At 74.0% G+C, this 23,906-nt stretch carries 23 protein-coding genes; 10 read left to right on the plus strand and 13 right to left on the minus strand.

Translation table 11 applies throughout. The annotated features are described in order from the left end of the window. Positions 1-30 precede the first annotated feature (30 nt). A complete protein-coding gene (locus OO48_RS02060; protein WP_051731632.1) occupies positions 31-1,038 on the plus strand; it encodes a helix-turn-helix transcriptional regulator in 1,008 nt (335 codons plus the stop codon). A gap of 262 nt (positions 1,039-1,300) precedes the next feature. On the opposite strand, the gene OO48_RS02065 is transcribed toward OO48_RS02060, so the two are convergent. The 8 genes from OO48_RS02065 to OO48_RS02100 all read right to left on the minus strand — a co-directional run bounded on the left by OO48_RS02065 (position 1,301) and on the right by OO48_RS02100 (position 10,369). After that, the gene (locus OO48_RS02065; protein WP_033212213.1) at positions 1,301-1,927 is read right to left on the minus strand and encodes a GNAT family N-acetyltransferase; all 627 of its coding nucleotides are present in this window, start codon (positions 1,925-1,927) and stop codon (positions 1,301-1,303) included. Between the two features lie 52 nt (positions 1,928-1,979). Further along, the gene (locus OO48_RS02070; protein WP_051731634.1) at positions 1,980-2,762 is read right to left on the minus strand and encodes an IclR family transcriptional regulator; all 783 of its coding nucleotides are present in this window, start codon (positions 2,760-2,762) and stop codon (positions 1,980-1,982) included. A gap of 225 nt (positions 2,763-2,987) precedes the next feature. Next, positions 2,988-4,448 carry a catalase gene (locus tag OO48_RS02075; RefSeq protein ID WP_033212215.1) on the minus strand — a complete coding sequence of 487 codons (1,461 nt, stop codon included), beginning with the start codon at positions 4,446-4,448 and terminating at the stop codon, positions 2,988-2,990. 186 nt (positions 4,449-4,634) lie between these two features. Further along, on the minus strand, positions 4,635-5,792 hold the full coding sequence (gene alc, locus OO48_RS02080; protein WP_033212217.1) for an allantoicase: 1,158 nt from the start codon (positions 5,790-5,792) through the stop codon (positions 4,635-4,637). Positions 5,793-5,831: 39 nt separating this feature from the next. Next, complete coding sequence (gene allB / locus OO48_RS02085) at positions 5,832-7,184, minus strand: allantoinase AllB (protein WP_033212222.1); 1,353 nt, start codon at positions 7,182-7,184, stop codon at positions 5,832-5,834. A gap of 114 nt (positions 7,185-7,298) precedes the next feature. Continuing rightward, the gene (locus OO48_RS02090) at positions 7,299-8,459 is read right to left on the minus strand and encodes a glycerate kinase (protein ID WP_051731635.1); all 1,161 of its coding nucleotides are present in this window, start codon (positions 8,457-8,459) and stop codon (positions 7,299-7,301) included. Between the two features lie 132 nt (positions 8,460-8,591). Continuing rightward, entirely contained in the window at positions 8,592-9,479 is an 888-nt protein-coding gene (locus OO48_RS02095) for a 2-hydroxy-3-oxopropionate reductase (RefSeq protein WP_033212224.1), read from the minus strand. Between the two features lie 44 nt (positions 9,480-9,523). Further along, positions 9,524-10,369, minus strand: coding sequence for a TIM barrel protein (locus tag OO48_RS02100; protein WP_051731636.1), 846 nt, complete (start codon positions 10,367-10,369; stop codon positions 9,524-9,526). Between the two features lie 210 nt (positions 10,370-10,579). Between OO48_RS02100 and OO48_RS02105 the strand changes: the two genes are divergently transcribed. The 7 genes from OO48_RS02105 (at position 10,580) to OO48_RS02135 (ending at position 16,179) form a co-directional block, all read left to right on the plus strand. Further along, a complete protein-coding gene (locus tag OO48_RS02105; protein ID WP_033212226.1) occupies positions 10,580-10,867 on the plus strand; it encodes a thiamine-binding protein in 288 nt (95 codons plus the stop codon). Further along, positions 10,864-11,235, plus strand: a complete 372-nt coding sequence (locus OO48_RS02110) for a helix-turn-helix domain-containing protein (RefSeq protein WP_033212227.1) — start codon at positions 10,864-10,866, stop codon at positions 11,233-11,235. The genes OO48_RS02105 and OO48_RS02110 overlap by 4 nt, the downstream gene beginning before the upstream one ends. Positions 11,236-11,388: 153 nt before the next feature. Beyond that, entirely contained in the window at positions 11,389-11,895 is a 507-nt protein-coding gene (uraD, locus tag OO48_RS02115) for a 2-oxo-4-hydroxy-4-carboxy-5-ureidoimidazoline decarboxylase (RefSeq protein WP_033212228.1), read from the plus strand. Between the two features lie 45 nt (positions 11,896-11,940). Beyond that, the gene (uraH, locus tag OO48_RS02120) at positions 11,941-12,273 is read left to right on the plus strand and encodes a hydroxyisourate hydrolase (RefSeq protein ID WP_033212229.1); all 333 of its coding nucleotides are present in this window, start codon (positions 11,941-11,943) and stop codon (positions 12,271-12,273) included. A gap of 31 nt (positions 12,274-12,304) precedes the next feature. Continuing rightward, positions 12,305-13,225, plus strand: a complete 921-nt coding sequence (gene pucL, locus OO48_RS02125; RefSeq protein WP_033212230.1) for a factor-independent urate hydroxylase — start codon at positions 12,305-12,307, stop codon at positions 13,223-13,225. A gap of 204 nt (positions 13,226-13,429) precedes the next feature. Beyond that, positions 13,430-14,836: a nucleobase:cation symporter-2 family protein gene (locus tag OO48_RS02130; RefSeq protein WP_033212231.1), complete on the plus strand. Its 1,407-nt coding sequence runs from the start codon at positions 13,430-13,432 to the stop codon at positions 14,834-14,836. Continuing rightward, positions 14,797-16,179: an 8-oxoguanine deaminase gene (locus OO48_RS02135; protein WP_033212233.1), complete on the plus strand. Its 1,383-nt coding sequence runs from the start codon at positions 14,797-14,799 to the stop codon at positions 16,177-16,179. Before OO48_RS02130 ends, OO48_RS02135 begins: the two co-directional genes overlap by 40 nt. A gap of 134 nt (positions 16,180-16,313) precedes the next feature. Here OO48_RS02135 and OO48_RS02140 read toward each other — a convergent pair whose 3' ends face one another. The 3 genes from OO48_RS02140 to aceB form a co-directional block, all read right to left on the minus strand. Beyond that, positions 16,314-17,942, minus strand: coding sequence for a TROVE domain-containing protein (locus tag OO48_RS02140; protein WP_051731637.1), 1,629 nt, complete (start codon positions 17,940-17,942; stop codon positions 16,314-16,316). A 516-nt stretch (positions 17,943-18,458) separates the two neighbouring features. Beyond that, positions 18,459-18,845: an allophanate hydrolase-related protein gene (locus OO48_RS02145; protein ID WP_033212235.1), complete on the minus strand. Its 387-nt coding sequence runs from the start codon at positions 18,843-18,845 to the stop codon at positions 18,459-18,461. A 92-nt stretch (positions 18,846-18,937) separates the two neighbouring features. Continuing rightward, positions 18,938-20,584 (minus strand): malate synthase A, encoded by a 1,647-nt coding sequence (gene aceB / locus OO48_RS02150; protein WP_033212237.1) that lies wholly within the window; start codon positions 20,582-20,584, stop codon positions 18,938-18,940. A gap of 126 nt (positions 20,585-20,710) precedes the next feature. Between aceB and OO48_RS02155 the strand changes: the two genes are divergently transcribed. After that, positions 20,711-21,481, plus strand: a complete 771-nt coding sequence (locus OO48_RS02155) for an IclR family transcriptional regulator (RefSeq protein ID WP_033212239.1) — start codon at positions 20,711-20,713, stop codon at positions 21,479-21,481. 28 nt (positions 21,482-21,509) lie between these two features. Here the strand turns inward: OO48_RS02155 and OO48_RS40555 are convergent, their stop codons facing one another. Continuing rightward, positions 21,510-21,638, minus strand: a complete 129-nt coding sequence (locus tag OO48_RS40555) for a hypothetical protein (RefSeq protein ID WP_280842384.1) — start codon at positions 21,636-21,638, stop codon at positions 21,510-21,512. A gap of 362 nt (positions 21,639-22,000) precedes the next feature. On the opposite strand from OO48_RS40555, the gene OO48_RS02160 reads away from it, so the two are divergent. Continuing rightward, a complete protein-coding gene (locus OO48_RS02160; RefSeq protein ID WP_033212240.1) occupies positions 22,001-22,450 on the plus strand; it encodes a hypothetical protein in 450 nt (149 codons plus the stop codon). A gap of 37 nt (positions 22,451-22,487) precedes the next feature. Here OO48_RS02160 and OO48_RS35890 read toward each other — a convergent pair whose 3' ends face one another. Beyond that, on the minus strand, positions 22,488-23,654 hold the full coding sequence (locus OO48_RS35890) for a glycoside hydrolase family 16 protein (protein WP_081951857.1): 1,167 nt from the start codon (positions 23,652-23,654) through the stop codon (positions 22,488-22,490). Positions 23,655-23,906 lie beyond the last annotated feature (252 nt).

A 23,906-nucleotide genomic window follows, 5' to 3' on the forward strand; every position in this document is an offset into this window, starting at 1 on the left:
GTACGGCGCGAAGGAGAAGGTGGACGGAGCATGACCGCGACGACGGAACACGACGACCGGACCCGGCGGAACGACTCGGAGCAGCGTTTCGAAGCCTGGCGGGACCTCCTGTCGCTGACCAGGGATTGCGATGCCAGCACCCCGCACGTCGACGACTTCACGGCCGACCTGCGCCGGCTGGAGCTCGGCCCGGTGACCTTCCTCGGCTCGTCCTTCCCGTCCGCCCGCTTCCGGCGCAGCGCCGCCCGCGTCCGGGACTCCGACCCCGGCGTCTTCCACGTCACCCTGGTCCTCGACGGCGGGTTCTGCCTGGAGATGCCCGACGGGACCGGCTTCGCCGCCCGGGCCGGGGAGTTCAGCCTGCTCGACAGCTCCCGCCCGTACGACCTGCGGGCGCTCGGGGCCGGGCAGAACGGGCCCGGCCGGCCCCGGGTCAACGCGCTCGGCATCGACTTCCCGTCCGCGCTGCTGCCGGTGCCGCCGGACCGGCTGCGCCGGCTCCTCGGCCGCTACCCGGGCGGGTCCGGCACCTCCCTGCTGATAGCCGACTTCCTGCACAACCTGGACCGGCAGGCCGGCACCCTCAACCGGGCCACCGCGGAGCGGCTCGGCCCGATCATGGTCGACCTGGTGTCCACCTGGCTGGCCGAGGAGGTGGAGGCCACCGACGCCCTGACCCCGGAGACCCGGCGGCGGGTCCTGGTCGAGAACGTCCGGGCCTTCGTCCGGAACCACCTGCACGACCCCGCGCTGACGCCCTCGGTGATCGCCGAGGCGCACCACCTCTCGCTCAGCTACCTGCACCGGGTCTTCACCGAGGAGAACGGCGGCGAGACGCTCGCCGCCTGGATCCGCCGCCGGCGCCTGGAGCGGGCCCACCGCGACCTCGCCGATCCCGCGCTGCGCGGCACCCCCATCCACGTGGTGGCCGTCCGCTGCGGCATCCCGCGCCCCGACGACTTCAGCCGCGCCTTCCGCGCCGCCTACGGCCTCTCCCCGCGCGACCACCGCCACCAGGCGCTGCACGGGGCCGGGTAGACGCAGCGCCAACCCGCTGTGCACGCACCGCCAATCCCGGGGGGCGGCCGCTCGCTAACGTGGTCACCGCGCAGGAGGCCCTGGCCGCTCGGGGCTCCTCGCGGTCGACGTGCAAAGCCGCCCTGGGGGGAATCCACGGGGGAACCCACGGCGGTAGAGGGGACACGTCGAACAGGACGGCCCCGCCGCCGGATCGCCCCCGATCCGGCGGCGGGCCTCTTCACGTCTCCGCCGCCCCGGCCCGCCACCGCCCCGCCCGGGGCTAGTCGGTGGTGCGGCGGCCCAGGTAGGTGAGCGGGCCCGGGTCGGGGACGGGGATGACGTGGAAGCCGAGGCGGTCGTAGAAGGCCCGGGCGGGGGCGTTGGCGGTGACCATGCCGAGGTGGACGCGCGGGACGCCCTTGGCCGCGAGCGCGGCCAGCAGCGTGCGCATCAGCTCCCGGCCGTACCCGGCCCGCTGGTGGCTGGGCAGCAGGTCGATGTGCAGGTGGGCGGGGTAGTCGGCGAGTTCGGGCAGCACCATCCGCTCGGGGGTGTGCAGCAGGTGGATCATCACCTCGCTGGGGGTGGCCGGTTCGCCGGTGAGCGGCGGGTAGCGGTCGGCGAGGGTGGGCAGCCACTCGTCCCGGAAGCGCCGCACGAACGCCGGGGTGTCGGCGGTCGCCAGCACGTAGCCGACCGCGCGCCCGCCGTCGTCCAGCACGAACGCCAGGTCGGGCTCCAGTTCGGCGTACGGGGCGGCGAAGATGTTCGGCAGCAGTTCGTGGTCCGGGTACGTCTGCCGGGAGTCGCCGCCGTTCTCGGCGGTGCGCACGCAGACGTCGAACAGGGCGGCCCGGTCGGCGGGCCGGTAGGGGCGGATGACGGGGCGGTTCGGGAGCTGGCTCATTCCGCGCATCCTGCTGTCGAAACGCCCGTTCGACAAGGGGGTCGGCCCTTCCTCAGACCGCCATCGCCAGCATCAGCGGCGCCGCCCGGACGGCCAGCAGTTCGGCGGCCTCGCGCAGCCGGTGGGCCTGGTCGACGGGCAGCGAGGTGGCCAGGCAGCCGACGGTGCTCCCGGCGACGACCGGGACGGCCGCGCACACCGTGTCCATCGAGTACTCCTGGAGGTCGAGCACGGGGACGGTGGCGGGCTGCCGGTCGAGCCGGTGCAGCAGCCGGTCGGTCTCGGTGATGGTGCGGGCGGTCAGCCGGGCGGCCGGGTGGCGGGAGAGGTGGTCGAGCCTGGCGTCGTGGTCGAGTTGCGCGAGCAGGCACTTGCCGATCGCGGAGGCGTGCGCGGTGGCCCGGAAGTCCGCCCACTCGTGCACGGCCGGGGCGTGCTCGTCCGCGCAGACCGCTTCCACCGAGAGCTCCCCGTCGTGGTAGCGGCTGAAGTACACGGCCGCGCCCAGCTCGTCGCGGAGTTCCTCCAGCCGGTGGTGCAGCCGGGCGCGCACCATCGGTTCCCGGTGCTGCGTCCCCAGCAGGGTGAAGGCGCCGCCGAGGGCCCAGCCGCCGTCCAGCCGGACCAGGTACCCCTCGGTCTCCAACTCCTCGGCGAGCAGCTGCACCTGGGTCTGCGGCAGGGTCAGCTGCCGGGCCAGTTCGGCCGTCGTCGCCCCGGTCGGCCGGCGGTCCACCGCCTCCAGCAGCCGCAGTGCCCGCCGCAGCACCCCGAACGGCCCGCCCGTGCCCGCCCCCGGCAGACCGTCCTGTCGTCCCCCGCGCACCGTCGACATGGCCTGGCCCCTCCCGCCGGTCCCGCCTTCCCTCCAGCGTAGACGGGCCACCGACTCCGCACCGTCCCCTCACCGGATATTCGTCCCGCCGGACCACTGCCCCCTTGACACGCATATGCCTCCGCCGGGCGGTGCCCGGGGCCCGGACGGACCGCCCGGGCGGCGGACGGCGAGCGCCTGCCGCTCACCGCCCCCGCCCGCCGGACACCGGGGGCCGGCGGCCCGTCAGTCCTCGGCCGCCTCGCGCCGGCGGGCGACCTCGGCGGCCAGGCGGGCGCCGTACTCGGGGTCGGCGGCGCGGAAGTGGGCGAGGTTCTTCTCCACCACGTCGTCCCGGCCGACCTGGGCCAGCGAGCCGGCCAGGTTGGCGATCAGGCGGGACTTCTCGGCGTCCGTCATCAGCCGGTAGAGCTCGCCGGCCTGGAAGAAGTCGTCGTCCTTGCTGTGCGCCGGCGAGGCGTAGGTGCCGGTGTGGCCGGAGACCGGCTGCGGGGCGTGCAGCGGGTCGTCGCTCTGGACCGGGCCGCCGTACGAGTTGGGCTCGTAGTTCTTGTCGCGGCCGTTCCGGTTCAGTGCCGCGTAGCCGTCCTGCCCGTGGTTGGCGGCCTCGGTCGCCCGGGGGGCGTTGACCGGCAACTGGGTGTGGTTGACGCCGAGCCGGTAGCGCTGGGCGTCGGCGTACGCGAACAGGCGGCCCTGGAGCATCTTGTCCGGCGAGGGGCCGATGCCGGGCACGAAGTTGTTCGGCGAGAACGCGGCCTGCTCGACCTCGGCGAACACGTTCTCCGGGTTGCGGTTGAGCACCAGCCGGCCGACCTTGACCAGCGGGTGGTCGGCGTGCGGCCACACCTTGGTGACGTCGAACGGGTTGAACCGGTAGTCCGCGGCGTCCTCGACCGGCATCAGCTGCACGTACAGCGTCCAGGAGGGGAACACCCCGCGCTCGATCGCCTGGTGCAGGTCCCGCTGGTGGCTGTCGGCGTCGCCGCCGGCGGTCTGCCCGGCCTGCTCGGCGTCCAGCGAGCGGATGCCCTGGTTGGTCTTGAAGTGGTACTTCACCCAGTGCGCCCGGCCCTCGGCGTTGACCCACTGGTAGGTGTGCGAACCGTAGCCGTTCATGTGCCGGTACGAGGCGGGGATGCCGCGGTCGCCGAACAGCCAGGTGATCTGGTGCGTGGAGGCCGGCGAGTGCGCCCAGAAGTCCCAGACGTTGTCGGCCTCCTGGACACCGGTGTACGGGTCGCGCTTCTGCGAGTGGATGAAGTCCGGGAACTTCAGCGGGTCCTTGATGAAGAACACCGGGGTGTTGTTGCCGACCAGGTCGTAGTTGCCCTGCTCGGTGTAGAACTTGACGGCGAAGCCGCGCGGGTCGCGCACCGCGTCGGTGGAGCCCAGCGCGCCCGCGACGGTGGAGAAGCGCAGGAACACCTCGGTGCGCTTGCCGACCTCGGAGAGGAACGCGGCCCGGGTGTACCGCGAGACCTCGTCGGTCACCTCGAAGTACCCGTACGCGCCCGACCCGCGGGCGTGCACCACCCGCTCCGGGATCCGCTCCCGGTTGAACCTGGCCAGCTTCTCCAGCAGGTGCTGGTCCTGGAGCAGCAGCGGGCCGTACTCGCCGGCCGAGGCGCTGTTCTGGTTGTCGGCGACGGGCGCGCCGGACTCGGTGGTGAGGGTTCTGGGCATGGGTGGTCCTTAGTTCGGCGATCGAGGGGGAACAAACCAGGGGCTCGGGGAACGGCGAGTCCGTACTGCTGACGGCCGGAGCCCGTCGAGGGTTCATGCTGCTGCGGGTCCGTGACGGAACCGGAAGCAGACACGCGCGACGGCAGCGCACCGCCAGCAGCCCGGGCCTCGCCGTTCCCCGGGCCCCTAAATGCCTTCGTACAGCGGCCGGATGGCCGTCGCGTCGGTGAGCGGGCGGGCCTCGGCGAGGTCGGTCGGCAGGCCGGCGGCCGCGAGGGCCTCGCGGGCCTCCGGCAGGGGGATCGCGTTGAACCAGCGCAGTGCCAGCGCGTCCTGGCCGGCGGGGGTGAGGCGGCCGGTGAGGCGCAGGCGGGCGAGGCCGCCGTCGGGGTAGACGTTGATCCGGACATGGGTGACGGGGGTGCCCGCCGGGAGGCGGTAGCGGTGGCGGGTGTCGGGCTGCAGGCGGGTGCGCGGCAGCAGCACGGTCTCGGTCCCGCTCTCGCCGTCGGTGCCGACGAGTTCGGCCCAGCCGGGGGCGTTGGCGACGAAGCAGGAGGTGTCCACCTCCGCCGCCAGCACCTCGCCGCCCCCGGCCAGGGCCACTCGCACCCAGTCGTTGGCCTTGTCGCGCCGACGCCGGGTCTCCCAGCCGTCGCCCATGACGGAGGCGCGGCCGGGAGCGTTCAGGTTGTGCGGGGAGGAGAAGTAGCGGTCGGACGCGGCCTCGGCGACGCCGCCGTGCTCCTGGGCGGCCAGGTCGAAGGTGAGGCCGGCCAGGTCGCGCGGGTCGGGCAGCACCTCGCCGTGCACCCGCAGCCGGGCGACGCCGCCGTCCGGCCAGATGTTGAGGCGGACGTGGGTGTAGCGGGTGGGGTCGTCGACCGGGAACCGGTGCGCGGTGTCGCCCTTGAGGGCGGTGCGCGGCACGAGGTCGGTCCACTCGGCGGCGGCCAGTTCCTCGGGCGAGGGGTGGCCGGGGACGGACGCGGCCTGCACGGAGGCGGTCTCGGGGTAGTTGCCGGTGAAGTGCGCGGTGTCGACGATCACGCCGCGGACGCGGCCCGCGACGCCGAGCCGGACGACCGCCCAGTCGTGGTCGTCGTCGGCGGGGTGCGGCTGCTCGGCGCTGGCGCCGCGGCGGCGCCGGGACTCCCAGCCGTCCATGATCTGGCCCTTGTGGCCGAAGGTGTGCGGGCGGAACTCGGCGGGCTTGGCGACCAGCAGGTTCTCGGCGTCCGCGAAGGTGTCCTCGTTGGTGGCGACCACGCCCGCGCCCAGCAGCCGGGAGGCCAGGTCGACCAGCTCGGTGAACGGCGCGTTCGAGGTCAGGTCAGTACTCAACTGGTGCTCCTTCTTTCAGCGTTGTGTCGGCTTCGGGGTTCAGCCTCGGACGAGCCGGCGGCCGTGCGGGGCGCCGTCGGGGTCGACGGGCCGCCCGCGCAGCCAGGTGCGGTGGACCAGCCCGGTGAGGGTGCGGCCCGCGTACGGGGTGACCGGGTTCTTGTGGTGGAGGCGTTCGGCGCGGACGGTCAGCTCGCCGTCCGGGTCGAAGGCCACCAGGTCGGCGTCGCACCCGGGCGCGATGGCGCCCTTGGTGCCGGTCAGGCCGACCAGGGCGGCGGGTCCGGCGGACATCCAGCGGACCACGTCGGCCAGGGTGTGGCCGCGGCGGCGGGCCTCGGTCCAGACGGCGGGCAGGCCCAGCTGGAGGGAGGCGATGCCGCCCCAGGCGGCGGCGAAGTCGCCGCTGCCGCCGTGCCGGCGCAGCAGTTTGAGGTCGGGGGTGGAGGGCGAGTGGTCGGAGACCACGGCCGCGAACTCGCCGTCCGCGAGGGCCTGCCAGAGCAGGTCGCGGTTGGACTCGTCGCGGATCGGCGGGCAGCACTTGAAGGCGGTGTCCCCGTCGGGGACGTCCTCGGCGGCCAGGGTCAGGTAGTGCGGGCAGGTCTCGGCGGTGACCCGGACGCCGTCCGCCCGGGCCTGCCGCAGCAGCGGCAGCACGGCGGCGGAGGAGACGTGCAGGACGTGCACCCGGGCGCCGGTGCGGCGGGCGGCGGCCAGCAGGGCGGCGACGGCGGCGGCCTCGGCGCCGTCCGGGCGGGAGGCCAGGAAGTCGCGGTAGCGGGCGCCGGGGACGTGCGGGGCGGCGTCGAGCACGGCCGGGTCCTCGGCGTGGATGATCGCCAGGGCGCCGATCCGGGCCTGTTCGGCGAGCGCGGCCTCCAGGTCGGTGGGGGTGGCCAGGTGCGGGAACTCGTCCACCCCGGACGGGGCGAGGAACGACTTGAAGCCGAACACGCCTTCCTGGTGCAGGAGTTCGAGCTGGTCGGTGTTGCCGGGGACGGCGCCGCCCCAGAAGCCCAGGTCGACCCAGGCCTGGCCGTCGGCGGTCTTCCGCTTGGCGTCGAGCCCTTCGACCGTGGTGGTCGGCGGGATCGAGTTGAGCGGCATGTCGATGACCGTGGTGACGCCGCCGGCCGCGGCGGCCTTCGTCGCGGAGGCGAAGCCCTCCCAGTCGGTGCGGCCGGGCTCGTTGACGTGCACGTGGGTGTCGACCAGGCCGGGCAGCAGGGCGGTGGCGCCGAGGTCGGTGAGCTGCCGGCCGTCGGCGGTCAGGGTGCCGTGCGGGGCGACCCGCTCGATCTTTCCGGCCCGGACCAGCACGTCGGCGGGGCGTTCGCCGTCCGGCAGGACCACCCGCCGGGAGCGGATCACCGCGGCGTCGATGGGCATGAGGGAACCTCCGAGCGTCGTGGAAGAGCGAGGGTGGGTCGAAGGAGTGCTGGGAGCCTAGGCTCGCCTTCAACAAAACGTCAATGTGTGAACGTACGAGAGTGCGACGGGCCGTCAGCGCAGCAGTCCGGCCGCCAGCCGCTCCCCCGCCAGCTCGGCCAGCTCGCCCGCCCGGGCCATCGACTCCGCCGGATCGCCCGCCAGGTCGGCCAGCGCCAGCGCCTCGACGAAGCCCGCCGCCCGCCACTCCCGCTCGGACAGCTCCAGCCGCCCGGCCACCGCCGCCACCGGCACCCCGGCCCGGGCCGCCGCCGCGGCCACCCCCGCCGGGGCCTTGCCGTGCAGGGTCTGCGCGTCCAGGCAGCCCTCTCCGGTCACCACCAGGCGCGCGCCGCGCACCGCCCGGTCGAAGCCCAGCAGCTCCAGCAGCAGCTCGATGCCCGGCCGCATGGTCGCGCCCAGCAGCGCCAGCGCCGCGAAACCCACCCCGCCGGCCGCGCCCGCGCCCGCCGCGTCCCGGACCTCACGGCCCGTCAGCTCCGCGACCACGTCCGCCCAGCGGGTCAGGCCCTGCTCCAGCACCAGCAGGTCCGCGGCGTCCGCGCCCTTCTGCGGGCCGTACACGGCGGCCGCGCCGCGCGGGCCCAGCAGCGGGTTGTCCACGTCGCACGCCACGACCACCTCCACCCCGCGCAACCGCTCCGCGAGCGGCCCCGGCTCGGCCCGGGCCAGCCGGCGCAGCGCGGCCCCGCCGGGCGGCAGCGGCGCGCCGTCCGCGTCGTACAGCTCGACGCCCAGCGCCTGCGCCATGCCCGCACCGCCGTCGGTGCCGGCACTGCCCCCCAGGCCCAGCACCACCCGGGACGCCCCCAGCGAGACCGCCTTCGCGACCAGCTGGCCCACCCCGTACGAGCCCGCCGCCAGCGGCGCCGCGCGGCCCCCGGGGAGCCGGGCCAGGCCGGACGCCTGCGCCAGCTCGACCACGGCGGTCTCCCCCTTCACCGCCAGCCCCGCGACCACCGGCAGCCCGGTCGGCCCCGCGACCTTCACCTCCACCCGGGAGAAGCCCGCCGCGAGCGCCGCCGCCAGCGTCCCCTCCCCGCCGTCGGCCACCGGCAGCTCGCGCACCTCCACCCCGGGCGCCGCCCGCCGGATCCCGGCCGCGAGTCGCGCGGCGACCTCGGCGCCCTCCAGCGACCCCTTGAACTTGTCGGGGGCGACAACCACATGTCCTCGCACGGGGACCGGCCTTTCTCCTGGGACGAGCTTGTGCATTCGGGGGCCCGGGGTACGGCGGGTCCGGGCTGCCGCGTGGAGCGAACGGGACCAGCAGCAGATGCGCGCAACGGTAGTGAACCGTCAGCGGCCACGGGCCCGCCGCTCCCCGGGCCCCCGCACGCACGGCCCTTACTCGACCTCGCGGCCGGAGAGCCGTTCGACGCCGCGCAGCAGGGCCGAGTGGTCGAGCGCGCCGTCGCCGTTGGCGCGGGCGGAGGCGACCAGTTGGGCGGCGACCGCGCCGAGCGGGAGCGCGGCGCCGACGGCGCGGGCGGCGTCGGTGACGATGCCCATGTCCTTGTGGTGGAGGTCGATCCGGAAGCCGGGGGCGAACTCGCGGGCCAGCATGTTGCCCTTCTTGCGGTTCAGCACGGTGGAGCCGGCCAGCCCTCCGCCGAGGACGTCGAGGGCGGCGGCGAGGTCGACGCCGGCGTTCTCCAGGAAGACCACGGCCTCGGCGAGCACCTGGATGTTGACGGCGACGATCAGCTGGTTGGCGGCCTTGACGGTCTGGCCGGCGCCGGCCGGGCCGACGTGCACGACGGTGGTGCCGAGCGCGTCGAACAGCGGCTCGGCCTCGGCGAAGTCGGCCTCGGCGCCGCCGACCATGATGGAGAGCACGGCCTCGACCGCGCCGGCCTCGCCGCCGGAGACGGGGGCGTCCAGGGCGCGGAGGCCGGCGGCCCGCGCGGCGGCATCGACCTTGACGGAGGTCTGCGGGGTGATGCTGGACATGTCGATGACCAGGGCGCCGGCCTTGGCGTGCGCCAGGACGCCGTCCTCGCCGAGAATGACCTGCTCGACCTGCGGGTCGGCGGGGACCATGGTGATGACGACCTCGGCGTCGGCGACGGCCTCGGCGATCGAGCCGGCGCCGTGGCCGCCGGCCGCGACCAGGGCGTCGATGGGCTCCCGGGTGAGGTTGTAGCCGGTGACGTGGTGGCCGGCCTTGACCAGGTTGACGGCCATGGGCTTGCCCATGATGCCGAGGCCGATGAAGGCGATCTTGCGGCTCATCGCGTGCGGGTCCTTAGGGGTGAGGGTCTCGGTGGGTGGGGGGCTCAGCGCGCGGCGCGCAGCTCGCGCGGCAGCCAGTCGAAGCTCTCGGCGCTGACGCCGCCGGCCGGGCGGTACTCGAGGCCGACGAGCCCCCGGTAGCCGGCGGCGGTGAGGCGGGCGAACAGGGCCTCGAAGTCGAGGACGCCGGTGCCGGGCTCGTTGCGGCCGGGGGTGTCGGCGATCTGGACGTGGCCGATCCGGTCGGCGTACGCGTCGATGACGGCGGCCGGGTCCTCGCCGTTGCGGGCGAGGTGGTAGAGGTCGCAGAGGAACTTGGCGTTGCCGAGGCCGGTGGCGGCGTTGACCTTGTCGACGACGTCGACCGCGGCGGCGGCGGTGACCAGCGGGTAGTCGGGGGACTCGGCCGAGTTGAGGGTCTCGACCAGCAGGACGGCGCCGATCGAGTGCGCGGCGCGGGCGGCCAGGGCGAGGTTCTCCAGGGCGAGGGCGTCCTGCTCGGCGGGGTCCGCCCCGGGTACGCGGTTGCCGTAGAGGGCGTTCAGCGCGCCGGTGCCGAGGCGTTCGGCGAGGGCGACGGCGACCGGGACGTTCTCCCGGAAGCGCTCGCTCTCGGCGGGTACGGAGAGCGTGCCGCGGGCGCCGCGGGCCAGGTCGTCGAGGAAGTTGAGACCGGTCAGCCGGACTCCGGCCGCCTCGAACGCGCCCGCCAGCGCCTCGACCCCGTCCGTCCCGGGTGCGTGCTCCTCGCCGAAGGGCCACCAGAGTTCGGCGGCGGTGAAGCCGGCCGCGGCGGCCGCGGCGGGCCGCTCCAGCAGGGGCAGTTCACCGAACAGGATGGACAGGTTGACCGTGAAGCGGTGCTGGGCGGCAGCGGTCACGTCGTTCACCTCGATCGCTCTCTCACGGGCGGCTTCCGCCGGGCAACTTCCACGATACGGAAGATGGATTCTGCTTGATGGAAGCTTCTCCGCCGCCGCGCGGACTGTCAAGGACGCCGCAACATTTTGTTGAAGCAGCCGAACGCCCGGCCGCCCGCCGGGGCCCCACTGTCCGATCCCCCAGGCCGACCGGGTCGATAAGGTGAGCGGGTGCGATTGATGGTGGAGTTCACGACAGAGCCGTTCGAACTGGACGGGTTCCCCGAGCACGCCAAGGCCGCGCGCCGCGTGGTGGACGAGGCGGGGCTGACCGTCTCGGTGGGGCCGTTCGGCACCAGCGCCGAGGGCGACGCCGAACCGGCCCTGGCCGCCGTCACCCGCCTGCTGCGGGAGACCCTGGCGGCGGGGGCGAGCCGGATCTCGGTCCAGGTCAGCGTGCTGGACGAGGAGCCCGGCGCCCCGCGGGCAACCGCGCCGGAAGGATCCGAAGGAGGGGATGAGCCGTGAGCGACGCCCTGGACCACCCGCTCGCCGCCGCCCTGGAGCCGCTGCTGGCCGCCGTCGGCGCGACCGCGGTCGCGCCGACCGAGGCCCGCGCGGAGGACGTCGTGCTGGAGTGGGACGGCGCGCCGGCCGTCGCGGTGCGCCTGCCGCACCTGAGCAGCGCGCTGGACCGGCTGCTGGCCGAGATGGTCCGGCAGTTCGACGGCCGGCCGCTGGCCGAGCTGGACCGCGCGGAGAAGCAGCGGGTGGTCGCCCTGCTGGAGGAGCGCGGCGCGTTCACCGTCCGCCACGGGGTGGAGACGGTCGCGTCGGCGCTGGGGGTCAGCCGGTTCACGGTGTACAACTACCTGAACCGGCAGGAGAAGACCTGACCCGCCGGTCGCGTCCTTGGCGGATCGCACACGGCGCCGGGTCGCGGACCCGGCGCCGCGTGCTGTCACCACAAACAGTTCAACAAAGTGTTGACGACCTGTTGCGGCCGATCTAGCTTGTGCGGGTGGCACCAACCCTCAGGAGGTCCGCCCGTGACCCAGCCACCCCCTGTCCTCTCCGCCCTGGCCGCCGCTGACGCGGCCGAGCTGAGGGAACTCCTGCTGGAGGTCTGCTCCAGCCCCGCCTGGGCCGCCGCCGTGGCGGCGTCCCGCCCCTGGCACGAGCCCGAGGAGCTGCACGCCGCCAACGCGAAGGCGATGGCGGAGCTCTCCGCGGCCGACCTGCGCGACGCGATGGCCGGTCACGCCCGGATCGGCACCCCGAAGCCCGGGGACGCCGTCTCCGAGCGCGAACAGGCCGGCATCCGGGGCGTCGACCCGTCCGTGCTGGACGAGTTGCGCGCGGCCAACGCCGCCTACGAGGCGAAGTTCGGCCACGTGTTCCTGATCTGCGCGACCGGCCGCACCGCGGCCGGCATGCTCGCCGCGCTGCGCGAGCGGTACCCGAACGACGCCGCCGCCGAGGCGGAGGTCGTCCGGGGCGAGCTGCGGAAGATCAACGACATCCGCATCGATCGACTGCTCGGCGCCCGTCAGTGAATTGACGGACCGTCGCTTACCGCCATCAGTGAGGTACCCCCACCCATGACCGGCATCTCCACGCATGTGCTCGACACCAGCCTCGGCCGCCCGGCCGTGGGCGTCCCGGTCGAGCTGGCACTGCACACCGAGGGTGGCTGGAAGGTGCTCGGCACCTCCGCCACGGACTCCGACGGCCGGGTCAAGGACCTGCCGGCCGCGGAGGCGGGCTCGGTCGTCCGGCTGCTCTTCGACACCGCGGCGTACTACGCGGGGTCGGCCGGGCGGCCGTTCTTCCCCGAGGTCTCGATCGTCTTCACGGTCGCGCCCGCGCAGCACCACTACCACGTGCCGTTGCTGCTCAACCCGTTCGGCTACTCGGTCTACCGCGGAAGCTAGGTAGGCCGCCAGGAACCCTAGGAGCCACCTCATGGCCCACGTGCTCGGTCAGAACCAGTACGGCAAGGCGGAGAACCGCATCGTCCGGGTCCACCGCGATTCCACCCGCCACGAGATCAAGGACCTGAACGTCTCGGTCTCGCTGCGCGGCGAGTTCGAGGACGTGCACCTCACCGGCTCGAACGCCAACTGCCTGCCCACCGACACCACCAAGAACACCGTGTACGCCTTCGCCAAGGAACACGGCATCGAGTCCGCCGAGGGCTTCGGAGTCCTGCTGGCCCGGCACTTCGTCGAGAACACCGAGCGCGGCGTGGTGCACAGCGCCCGGATCCGGATCGAGGAGTACGGCTGGGAGCGGATCAGGACCCCCGACTCGTCCTCCCGGTTCATCGGCTCGGAGGAGGTCGGCCACTCCTTCGTCCGCAAGGGCCAGGAGGTGCGCACCACCGAGGTGGTGTACGACGGCGACCGGTTCCGGGTGGTCTCCGGGCTCAAGGACCTGGTGGTGATGAACACCACCAACTCCGAGTTCTGGGGCTACATCAAGGACAGGTACACCACCCTCCAGGAGGCGTACGACCGCATCCTGGCCACCCAGGTGACGGCCCGCTGGGCGTTCGGCTTCCACGGCCGCGACGGCGAGCCGGAGCCGAACTGGAACCGCTCGTACCAGCAGGTGCGCCGCCACCTGCTGGAGGCGTTCGCCGAGACCTACTCCTACTCGCTGCAGCAGACCCTGCACGCGATGGGCACCCGGGTGCTGAACAACCGCGCCGAGGTGGACGAGGTCCGCCTGGAACTGCCGAACAAGCACCACTTCCTGGTCGACCTGGAGCCGTTCGGACTGAAGAACGACAACGAGGTCTACTTCGCCGCCGACCGGATGTACGGCCTGATCGAGGGCACCGTGCACCGCGAGGGCGTCATCCCGGTCATCCCGGTCTCCTGACGCCCGGCCGGCCGGCTCTGGCAGTACCGCAGTTCTCCACTCCCCCACACCGTCCGGAGACCGCGCCCGCCCTCACGGCGGCGGTCCCGGGAGCTGGAGAGCAGACCGGAGGGACCCTGCACCGTCGTCCCGCCCTCCGTCGATCCACACCCTCTCCAGCGCCCGGGTCGCGCCGAGAGCCAGGGGCAGCAAAGGGGCTCTTCCATGGCACTCCGCACCACCCCCCGCACTGACGACGGTTCCACCCCCACCCACCCGGTCGACGAGGTGCTCTCCCCGCCGAAGCTGTTCGGCACCGGGCTCCAGCACGTCGCCGCGATGTACGCCGGCGTGGTCGCTCCACCGCTGATCGTGGGCGCGGGCGTCGGGCTGACCCCCGGCGAACTCGCCCTGCTGATATCGGCCAGCCTGTTCACCGCCGGGCTGGCCACCCTCCTGCAGACCCTCGGCGTCTGGCGGATCGGGGCCAGGCTCCCGTTCGTCAACGGCGTCTCGTTCGCCGGCGTCGCCCCGATGCTGGCGATCGCCAAGGAGCACGGCCCGCAGGACGCCCTCCCGGTGATCTTCGGGGCGGTGATCGTCGCGGGGGTCCTGTGCTTCCTCGCGGCACCGTACTTCTGCCGGCTGGTCAGGTTCTTCCCGCCGGTCGTGCAGGGCACCGTGATCACCCTCATCGGGGTGTCGCTGCTGCCGGTGGCGGTCAACTGGGCGCGCGGCGGCTCGCCGGGCGCACCCGGGTACGGCTCCACCAAGGCGGTCGGCCTGGCCGCGCTCACCCTGGTCGCGGTGGTGCTGGGCAACCGGCTGCTGCGGGGCTTCTGGCAGCAGATGTCCCTGCTGATCGGCCTGGCGGTCGGCACCGCGGCGGCCTTCCCGCTCGGACTGGCCGACTTCTCGGCCATCGGCGACGCGAAGGTGTTCGCCCTGCCCTCGCCGTTCCACTTCGGCGGGCCGCAGTTCGACGCCGCGGCCATCGCGTCGATGTGCATCGTCATGGTGGTCTCGATGACCGAGTCCACCGCCGACATGCTGGCGCTGGGACGGATCGTCGACCGCGAGGCGGACGAGCCGACCCTGGCGGCGGGGCTGCGCGCCGACGGCCTGGCCACCGCGGTCAGCCCGGTGTTCAACGGCTTCGCGTGCAGCGCGTTCGCCCAGAACATCGGACTGGTGGCGCTCACCAAGGTGCGCAGCCGCTTCGTGGTCGCGGCCGGCGGCGGCATCCTGGTGCTGCTGGGGCTGTTCCCGGTGCTCGGCTCGCTGGTGTCGCTGGTGCCGCAGCCGGTGCTGGGCGGCGCGGGGATCGTGCTGTTCGGCACGGTCGCGGCGTCCGGCATCCGCACCCTCGCGGAGGCCGGGATGGAGTCCACCTCGCACACCATCCTGGTATCGGTCTCGCTCGGGGTAGGGATCGTTCCGATCGCCGTACCGACCTTCTACGACGGGTTCCCGGAGGCCGTCCGCACCCTGATGCACTCCGGCATCTCGGCCGGCTGCCTGGCCGCGGTGCTGCTCAACCTGCTGTTCCACCACGTCGGCTCCGCCGGCCGTTCCCTCCAAGGAGTACCCCCATGGCAGTCCAGCCCCCAGCCGCCGACCGGCGGATCGTGATCGAGAACGTCGCGATCGCCACCGTCGACGCCAACGACACCGAGCACGCCCGCGGCCACGTGGTCCTGCTCGGCAACACCATCGAGTCGGTCGGCGACGGGCCCGCGCCCGCCTGGCTGGACGGCGTGGCGCGACGGATCAACGGCGAGGGGCACCTGCTCACCCCCGGGCTGGTCAACACCCACCACCACTTCTACCAGTGGATCACCCGCGGACTGGCCCAGGACAGCATCCTGTTCGACTGGCTGGTGGCGCTCTACCCGACCTGGGCCCGCATCGACGAGGACCTCGCGCACGCCGCCACCCAGGGCTCCGCCGCGGCGCTGCTCAAGTCGGGCTGCACCACCGCCTCCGACCACCACTACGTCTTCCCGCGCGGCGGCGGCGACGTGCTCGGCGCCTCGGTGGCCGGCGTGCAGGAGCTGGGGATGCGGTTCACCGCGCTGCGCGGCTCGATGGACCGCGGCAAGAAGGACGGCGGCCTGCCGCCGGACCACGCGGTGGAGGACACCGACGAGATCCTCGCCGCGTCCGAGAGCGCCGTCGACAAGTGGCACGACGCCTCGTTCGGTTCGATGCTGCACGTCGCGATCGCACCCTGCTCCCCGTTCTCGGTCTCCACCGAACTGATGCGCCAGTCGGCCGAGTTGGCCCGGCGCAAGGGCGTGCGGCTGCACACCCACGGTTCGGAGACCGCCGAGGAGGAGGAGTTCTGCAAGCAGTTGTTCGGGATGGGCCCGACCGACTACTTCGAGTCGACGGGCTGGCTCGGCGAGGACGTCTGGATGGCGCACTGCGTCCACATGAACGACTCCGACATCGCCAAGTTCGCCGAGACCGGCACCGGCGTCGCGCACTGCCCGTCCTCCAACGCCCGCCTGGCGGCCGGGATCGCCCGCGTCCCCGAGATGCTGAAGGCCGGCGTCCCGGTCGGCCTCGGCGTGGACGGCACCGCCTCCAACGAGTCCGGCGAACTGGGCACCGAACTGCGCAACGCCCTGCTGATCAACCGCCTGCGCGGCCGCCCCGACGCCCTGACGGTGCGCCAGGCGCTGCGGCTGGGCACCATGGGCGGCGCCCGCGTCCTCGGCCGCCAGGACGAGATCGGCTCGATCGAGGCCGGCAAGCTCGCCGACCTCGCGCTGTGGAAGGTCGACGGCGTCCTGCACTCCTCGATCGCCGACCCGGTCGCCGCCCTCGTCCTCGGCGCGCTCCCGCCGCTGGCCGCCCTCTTCGTCAACGGCAACGCGGTGGTCGAGAACGGCCGCCTCACCACCGCCGACGAGGACCGCATCGCCCTCGCCGCCGCCCGCGCCGCCCGCGACCTCGCCTCCCGCGGCTGACCCCGCCCCCCGAACCCCGGGAGCCCGCCGCCAGGGACGACGGCGGGCTCCCGGACCAACGGCCCCGGACCCACGGCGAAGGGTCCGGGGCCGACCCCTCTCTGCCGCCCCGGCCCCCACCGGACCCCCGTCGGCTACGGCCGGCGGGTCTCGGAGGGCTTCTTCGGGCTCTGCCGGTCCCGCTCCCACGGCCAGGTGGCGTCCTGCCCGGCCTCCAGCAGGGGGATCAGGCGGAACGCGGCGTCGGTCAGGCCGCCGAAGGTGTGGCGGTTGCCGGTGCCGGAGGGGGCGTGGCCGAGGCGGTAGCCGGCCAGGTTCCAGGTGTAGCAGGGGACGTGGGCCGGGACGGACTCCAGCGGGTCGCGGACGAAGGCGCCGTACGCCTGCTCGTCGGTGACGACCACCACCCGGTCGTGGCCCCGGTAGTGGGCTCGGACGGCCTCGGCGGTGTCGGTGCCGCCGAGGTTGCCGAAGCGTTCGACCGCCTTGAGCAGGGAGTCGCCGGGCCGGAGGGCGATCGGCCGGCTGCCGGTGCCGAATTCGACCAGGTCGGCGTCGGCGGACCGCAGGGCGAGCGCGGTGCCGAAGACGGCCGCGGCGTCGGCCCGGTTGAGCTGGGTCTGCGCGCTCGGCGCGTCGAACATCGAGCCGGAGCGGTCGACCAGGACGAGGGTGCGCCCGGGCAGTTCCGGCACGTTCTCCAGCGAGTGCCGCAGCGCCTGCTCCAGGGCGTGGCCCCAGCGCAGCGAGGGCACGTTGCGGTGCGCGGCGAGGTACCGGAACGGGAACTGGCGCGAGCGCTTGACCTCGCCCCGGTCGGCGATCCGGCGGGCGACGGCCGCGGCCACCTCGTCCGGGACCTCGGCCCGGTCGAAGTTGCGCAGGTTGCGCACCAGCGCCATCGGGCCCATGGACGGGATGACGGCCTCCCAGACGGCGGCGTCCAGCGGCCCCTGGAGCCAGCCGGCCAGCGCCTCCCAGGTCATCCCGGCGGCGGCCAGGCGCTCGGCCCCGCCGGGGCCGGTGACCAGGGCGCGGCGCTCGGCGACGGGCACCGCCATCAGCTCGTGGTGCGCGGTCAGCACGGCGTTCCCGGCGGGCGGGAGCGCCTCGTCCGGGCGGTGGCGCCGGTCGAGCGCGTGGCGGAACAGCTCGCCCTGCCAGGGCTTGTCGCGGTGCGGGGCCGGGTGGGTCAGCTCCAGGACGTCACCGAAGCGGTAGCCCTTGCTCGCGGTGTCGTACTTGAGCAGGGCGCGCGCGTCGTACAGCCGGGCGACGGCGTCGGCGACGCCGCGCTTGAGCGGCTTGGGCAGGTTACGGCCGTAGCGGGACGTCCAGTAGGCGAGCAGTTCGCCGGGCTCGTCGGGGCGCTGCAGCACCGCGTCGACGACCTGGCGGGAGTGGCCGGGCAGGCCGGCGTCGAGCCGGGCGCGGGTGAACTCGGCGGCGCCGACCAGCGAGGCGGTGCGCATCGCGGCGCCGTAGCGCAGCCAGCGCAGCAGGTCGAGGGTCCACTCGGGGGCGCTGACGGCGAGGTGGCGGACGAGCGCGGTGTAGCGGTCGTCGCGGTCGCCGCCGCGTTCGTAGAAGGTGTCCTGGCCGACCAGGTTGGCGACGGCGAGCAGGAAGAGTTCGGACTTCTCGTCGCGCAGGTGGCCCGTTCCGCCGTTGTGGTTGCGGACGGTCCGCCCGGTGGTGGCCACGGGCGAGGTCGGGCCGGTGGCGGCTTGGGCGGCGGTGCGGCGGATGTTGAAGCGGGCCATCGGAAAGTCCTCCTGCGTCCTGCGGGGAGGCGTGCCGGACCGGGGCGTCCGAGATCGCGGGCCGGTGCGGCCCGCATCTCGGCGGAGGGAACCGGGCCACCGGCCGCGCGCACGCGCGCGGCCGTCCGGGACTCGAACCCGGTAATGCCCGCACCAAGAAGTAACCCCCGCCTGCGCACCGGACGCCCCGGCACGGTGGCCTCCCGAGATCTGAAGCGGTGCCGGTGGTTTCTTTGGAGGAAGTAACCGGCGCCTGCGCACCGGGAGGTGGCAGTCTGTGAAGTTGGGTGTCCGGAGATCGAGGATCGGCGGGGGTGACGAAGTTGCTCTACCGACTGAGCTACGCCGGCCGGGGCCGGCGGCGGGGATCGAACCCGCGACACACTCACAGAGGAAGTAACCCCTGCCTGCGCACCTGGACGAGGATCACTCTAGCCAGCGCGCACCCCGCCCCACACCTGCTTTTCCTCCCGCCCGGAGGCGCCCCGTGACCACTCCCCCGCCCCGGCGGGGCGTTCAGGCCCCGCGGCCGAGGGTCGCCAGGTAGGCCCGCCAGCCGCCGTGTTCGGTGATCTCGCGGTGGACGCCGCGTTCCAGCTGGCCACGGGCCAGCACCATCGACAGCGAGGGGGCGCCGTCGGCCAACTCGATGACGCCCAGCTCCAGTTCGAGCGGTTCGCCGGGCAGGACGGCGTCCCGGAGGTGTTCCAGCGGGAGGTCGTACAGTTCGCCCTCGACGGCGGTGTCGACGCTCGGGTCGGCGAGCAGGGCGGGGCACTCGTCGCGGATGGAGAAGAAGCGGTAGCCGGGGGCGGTGCGGGCCGGGCCGACCAGGTGGCCGTGGACCTTGGCGTGGAACGGGCCGCCGGTCATCGCCTGGCCGTTGAAGAAGACGCGTGCCATGGTGCTCCTTTCGTCGGGCCGCCCCGTACCGCGACCGGTGTGAGGGTGCCGGCGGTACGGGGCGGGGTACGCGGGGGCGGTGCGGCGGGCGCTCAGTCGATCAGGGCGAGCGCCGGGAGGGTGAGGAAGTCCGGGAAGTCCTCGGCGAGGGCGACCTGCTCGAACAGTGCGGCGGCCTCCGTCCAGCGCCCGGCGGCGTACGCCTGCTCGCCCGACTCCGCTCGCAGCGCGGCGAGTTCCTCGGCGACCAGGCGGCGGACGAGTTCGGCGGTGGTCTTCTCGCCGGTGTCGGCGAGCACCACGCCGTTGTGGATCCACTGCCAGATCTGCGAGCGGGAGATCTCGGCGGTGGCGGCGTCCTCCATCATGTGGAAGATGCCGACGGCGCCGAGCCCGCGCAGCCACGCCTCGATGTAGCGGACGCCGACCTGGACGGCGTTGTGCAGCCCGGTGCGCGTGCAGCTGCCGCCGGCCCCGGCGACGTCGAGGAGCTGGGCGGGGGTGACCTGTTCGGGCGAGCCGGGGTCGTCCTTCTGGTGCGGGCGCTCGCCGAGCACCGCGTCGAAGCACTCGCGGGCGACGGGCACCAGGTCCGGGTGGGCGACCCAGGAGCCGTCGAAGCCGCCGCCGGCCTCCCGCTCCTTGTCGGCCCGGACCTTGACCAGGGCGGCGGCGTTGACCTCCGGGTCCTTGCGGGAGGGGATGAACGCGGCCATGCCGCCGATGGCGTGGGCGCCGCGCCGGTGGCAGGTCTGCACGAGCAGGCGGGTGTAGGCGGCCATGAACGGGGAGGCCATGGTGACGGTGTTGCGGTCGGGCAGGACGTAGCGCTCGCCGCCGTCCCGGAAGTTCTTCACGATCGAGAACAGGTAGTCCCACCGGCCGGCGTTCAACCCGGCGGCGTGGTCGCGCAGTTCGTAGAGGATCTCGTCCATCTCGAAGGCGGCGGTGATGGTCTCGATCAGCACGGTGGCCCGGACGGTGCCGTGCGGGATGCCGAGGGCGGCCTGGGCGTGGGTGAAGACCTCGTTCCAGAGCCGGGCCTCCAGGTGGCTCTCGGTCTTGGGGAGGTAGAAGTACGGGCCGGAGTTCGGGTCCTGCTCGCCCTTGGCGAGCAGCCGGGCGGCGTTGTGGAAGAAGTACAGGCCGAAGTCGACGAACGCGCCGGCCACCGGGGCGCCGTCGACGGTGAGGTGCCGCTCGTCCAGGTGCCAGCCGCGCGGGCGGACCACGACGGTGGCGAGTTCGGCGGCGGGCTTGAGGGCGTACGCCTTGCCCTGCTCGCTGGTGAAGTCGATCCGGCCCTCGAAGGCGTCGATCAGGTTGACCTGCCCGGAGACGACGTTCTCCCAGGTGGGGGCGGTGGCGTCCTCGAAGTCGGCCAGCCAGACCTTCGCGCCGGAGTTGAGCGCGTTGATGACCATCTTGCGGTCGGTGGGGCCGGTGATCTCCACCCGGCGGTCGGTGAGGGCGCGCGGCGCGGGGGCGACCTTCCAGTCGCCGGCGCGGACGTCGGCGGTGTGCGGCAGGAAGTCCAGCGTCCCGGTGCGGGCGATCTCGGCGCGGCGCTCGCGGCGGGCGGCCAGCAGTTCGCGGCGGCGGCCCTCGAAGGCGCGGTGCAGGCCCGCGACGAACTCCAGCGCCCCGGGGGTCAGCACCTCCTCGGAGCGCGGCACGGGCGGACCGGCGACCGTGACACCGGGGACGGCGGGGGACGGACCCTGATCTGCGGCGGCCATGGGCAGGACTCTCCTCGGGCTGTTCCGTTCTGTACAGTGGAGACTAGTTTCCGCGATACAGAATTTCAACGGTTTGTTGATGATCGCGTGGACTCTACTCCTCCCCGGACCTCGAAGGGAACGCTCGTGGCCAGCACCTCCACCGAACGCACCACCGGCTCGGTGCAGTCCGTCGAGCGCGCCTTCCAGCTCCTCGAGGCGCTCGCCGACTCCGGCGGCATCGCCACCCTCAGCGAGCTGTCCGCCAGCTCCGGCCTGCCGATGCCCACCATCCACCGCCTGGTGCGCACCCTGGTGCCCCAGGGCTACGTCCGGCAGGACACCGCCCGCCGCTACACCCTCGGCCCGCGCCTGATCCGCCTCGGCGAGACCGCCGGCCGCCTGCTCGGCTCCTGGGCCCGCCCCTACCTCGCCGAACTGATGGAGGCCACCGGCGAGACCGCCAACCTGGCCGTCCTGGAGGGCGGCGAGGTGGTGTACGTCGGGCAGGTCCAGTCCCGCCGCTCGATGCGGATGTTCACCGAGGTCGGCCGCCGCGTCCAGCCGCACTGCACCGGCGTCGGCAAGGCCCTGCTCGCCCAGCTCCCCGAGGACGAGGCCCGCGCCCTGCTCGGCCCCGGCCCGCTCCAGGCCCACACCCCGCACACCGTCACCGAGCCCGCCGCGCTGCTCACCCAGCTCGCCACCGCCCGCGACCTGGGCTACGTGGTCGACGACCAGGAACAGGAGATCGGCGTCCGCTGCATCGCCGTCGCCGTCCCCGGCGCCCCCACCCCCACCGCGCTCTCCGTCTCCGGCCCCGAGGCCCGCATCCAGGCCCTCGAAGCCCAGTCCGGCGCGGCCGGCCTGGTCCCCCTCATGCAGGGCATCGCCGCCCGCCTCGGCGAAGTCCTCTGACGGGCCGTCGGCCTCCCCCGCGCGCAGGTCAGCAGCCGTTCAGCCCCTCGTGCACGCCTTCCAGGACGCGGGTCCAGTACGCCCCCGGGGCCGGCGGCAGGTCGGGGTCGGCGCGGCGCGGCAGGTCCACCGCAACCTCGTCGACCTGGTCGACCACGTACCGCAGCAGGTGCTCCTCCAGGTAGGACGGGGCGCTCCTCGCCGCCCTCGGGGATGAAGAAGTACGTCCCGCCCGCGCCGTCCTCGGCGAAGACCTCCAGCCGGGCCCCGGAGGCGAGGTGGACGGGTTCGCCGTGCTCGTAGTGGTCGAGGACGAGTTCGCCGGGCCAGGACAGGAAGTCGGCCGCGTCCCGGTGCGCGCGGACGGCGTCGACCAGCGGGGGCGGGGAGGCGGGCGACGCGGGCGGGTGCGGGAGCGGAGGGGCCGTGCGGCGCACTGTAACGGCGTGGTCCGACACGGCCGGAAGCATCCGCCACTACGCTGGCCGCACCCCCGTCGACACTCCGCAGGAGGGTCCCGTGCACCGCCTCTTCTCCCTGCTCGCCGTGCCCGCCCTGGCCCTGGGCGCCGTGGGCGCGACCGCGGCGCCGTCGGACTCGGACCTCCGGGCGGTGCGCCTGGACCCGGACCCGGCGCCCCCCGGCGGGACCACCACGGTGCACGCCTTCGTCGCCAACGGCGGCCCCGAGACGGCCGGTTCGCCGTTCACGGTGCTGGTCGACCTGCCGCCCGGCTTCACCCCGGCCGGCCCGTACTTCCCGTCCTCGTGCACGGCGACCGGGCGGACCGTCAGCTGCGCCTTCCCCGCCGGTCTGCCACCGCTGCGCTCCGCGACCGCGCTGGTTCCGGTGCGGGCGGGCGCGCACCTGCCCCACGGCCTGAAGACCGTGGGGCAGGTGCGGGTGGTGAGCGCGGACGACCGCGACCCGGCGAGCGACCGGACGCCGTTCACGCTCACCGTCTCCTGACGTGCGCCGTCACGCGTGACGCGACGTCAACGCCGCGTCACCGGTAGACCCGCAGGTAGTCGGCGCTGAACGCGATCGGCGCGCTGCCGCTCGCCGCCGGGTGGTACTGCCCGGCGCTGAGCGACAGGTTGAGGATGGGGTAGGCCGACCAGCCGGCGCCGACGCCCGTGCCGTCGGAGAACACCTTCGTGCCGTTGACGTACCAGTCGACCGAGTCGGCGCCGTAGTACGTGCCGATGGTGACCCAGCGGTCGGGGGCGATCGCGTTGGCGTCGGTGTGGTACTTCAGGCCGGAGCGGATCCGGTTGGAGAGTTCCAGCAGGTTCGGGTTGTCGGGGTGGTACTCGAAGCTGTCGATCTCGTTGTTGCCGTCCTTCCAGGTCCACAGCGCGGGCCAGGCCCCGGTGCCGGCGGGCAGCTTGACCCGGGCCTCGATGTAGTCGCCGGTACGGACCTGGAAGGCGTCCTTGCTGTACTCGGTGGTGAGCAGCCCGGTGTCCCAGGCCCGCTTGCCGTTCTCCAGGGTGTGCGCGGACGGGGTGGCGGTGAAGGTGGCGACGCCGCCGGAGACGGTGACGGCGGACGGGGCCAGCCAGTCGAGCTTGTTGTCGTCGGGGTTGTGGCTGCCGTAGCGGTAGGCGCTGCTGCGGTCACCGGTCCACTTGCTGCCCCAGGCGATCGGCCCGGAGAACTCCTCCGACCAGGTCAGCGCCTTGCCGGTGACGGGCACCGGCGCGGGGGCGGGCGCCGGGGCCGGCGCGGTGGCGGCGGGTGCGACGGTCAGGGTCCGCGAGGGCAGGTTGTGCCAGCCGCCCGCGGTGTCCTGCCAGAACCCGAACTGGGTGTAGCTACCGGTGGGGAGCGTGCGGGCGCCGGTGGTGACGGTGGTCCCGCCCGGGCAGATCCGGACGTTGCTCGCGCTGCCGGGGAAGTCCAGGTTCGCCCCGGCCGCGCCGCGGACGCCGACGCCGACGGTCTTCGCCGTGAAGCAGCGGTCGGCGTGCAGGGTGAGCGAGGCGGTGCTCGCGGTACCGGCGGTCATCCCGGCCGGGGCGAGCCGGTCCTGGACGACGCTGGTGCCGGTGGTGGTGAGGACGGCGGCGCCGGCCGGTGCGGCGGCGAGCGGTACGCCGACCAGGGCGGCGGCGCCGGCCAGGACGCCGAGCCGGGCGGGGGTGGCGAGGGCAAGGGGCGTGGGTCGCATGGGGTGGGGTCCTCCGCGACGCCTGCGAGGTGAGCTGTCGGGTTCGGGCCGCCGCGCAGTCACCGCGGACGCCCGGCCGCGCGTGCGCGCGGCTTCACCCCGAGCCGTGCCCGGGTCCCCGCCGCCGGGCAGGGGCGGTGACCTGGCACGGCGCACTGCCGTGGGTCCCCCGCTCCCGCCCGTGGTGTGCTGTGGGAACGCCGTCGGCCGGGCAGGATTCGGCGTTCCGACGGCGGGTGCGCCCGGTCCGGG

This window comes from Kitasatospora phosalacinea (assembly GCF_000716545.1).
Lineage (GTDB): Bacteria > Actinomycetota > Actinomycetes > Streptomycetales > Streptomycetaceae > Kitasatospora > Kitasatospora phosalacinea.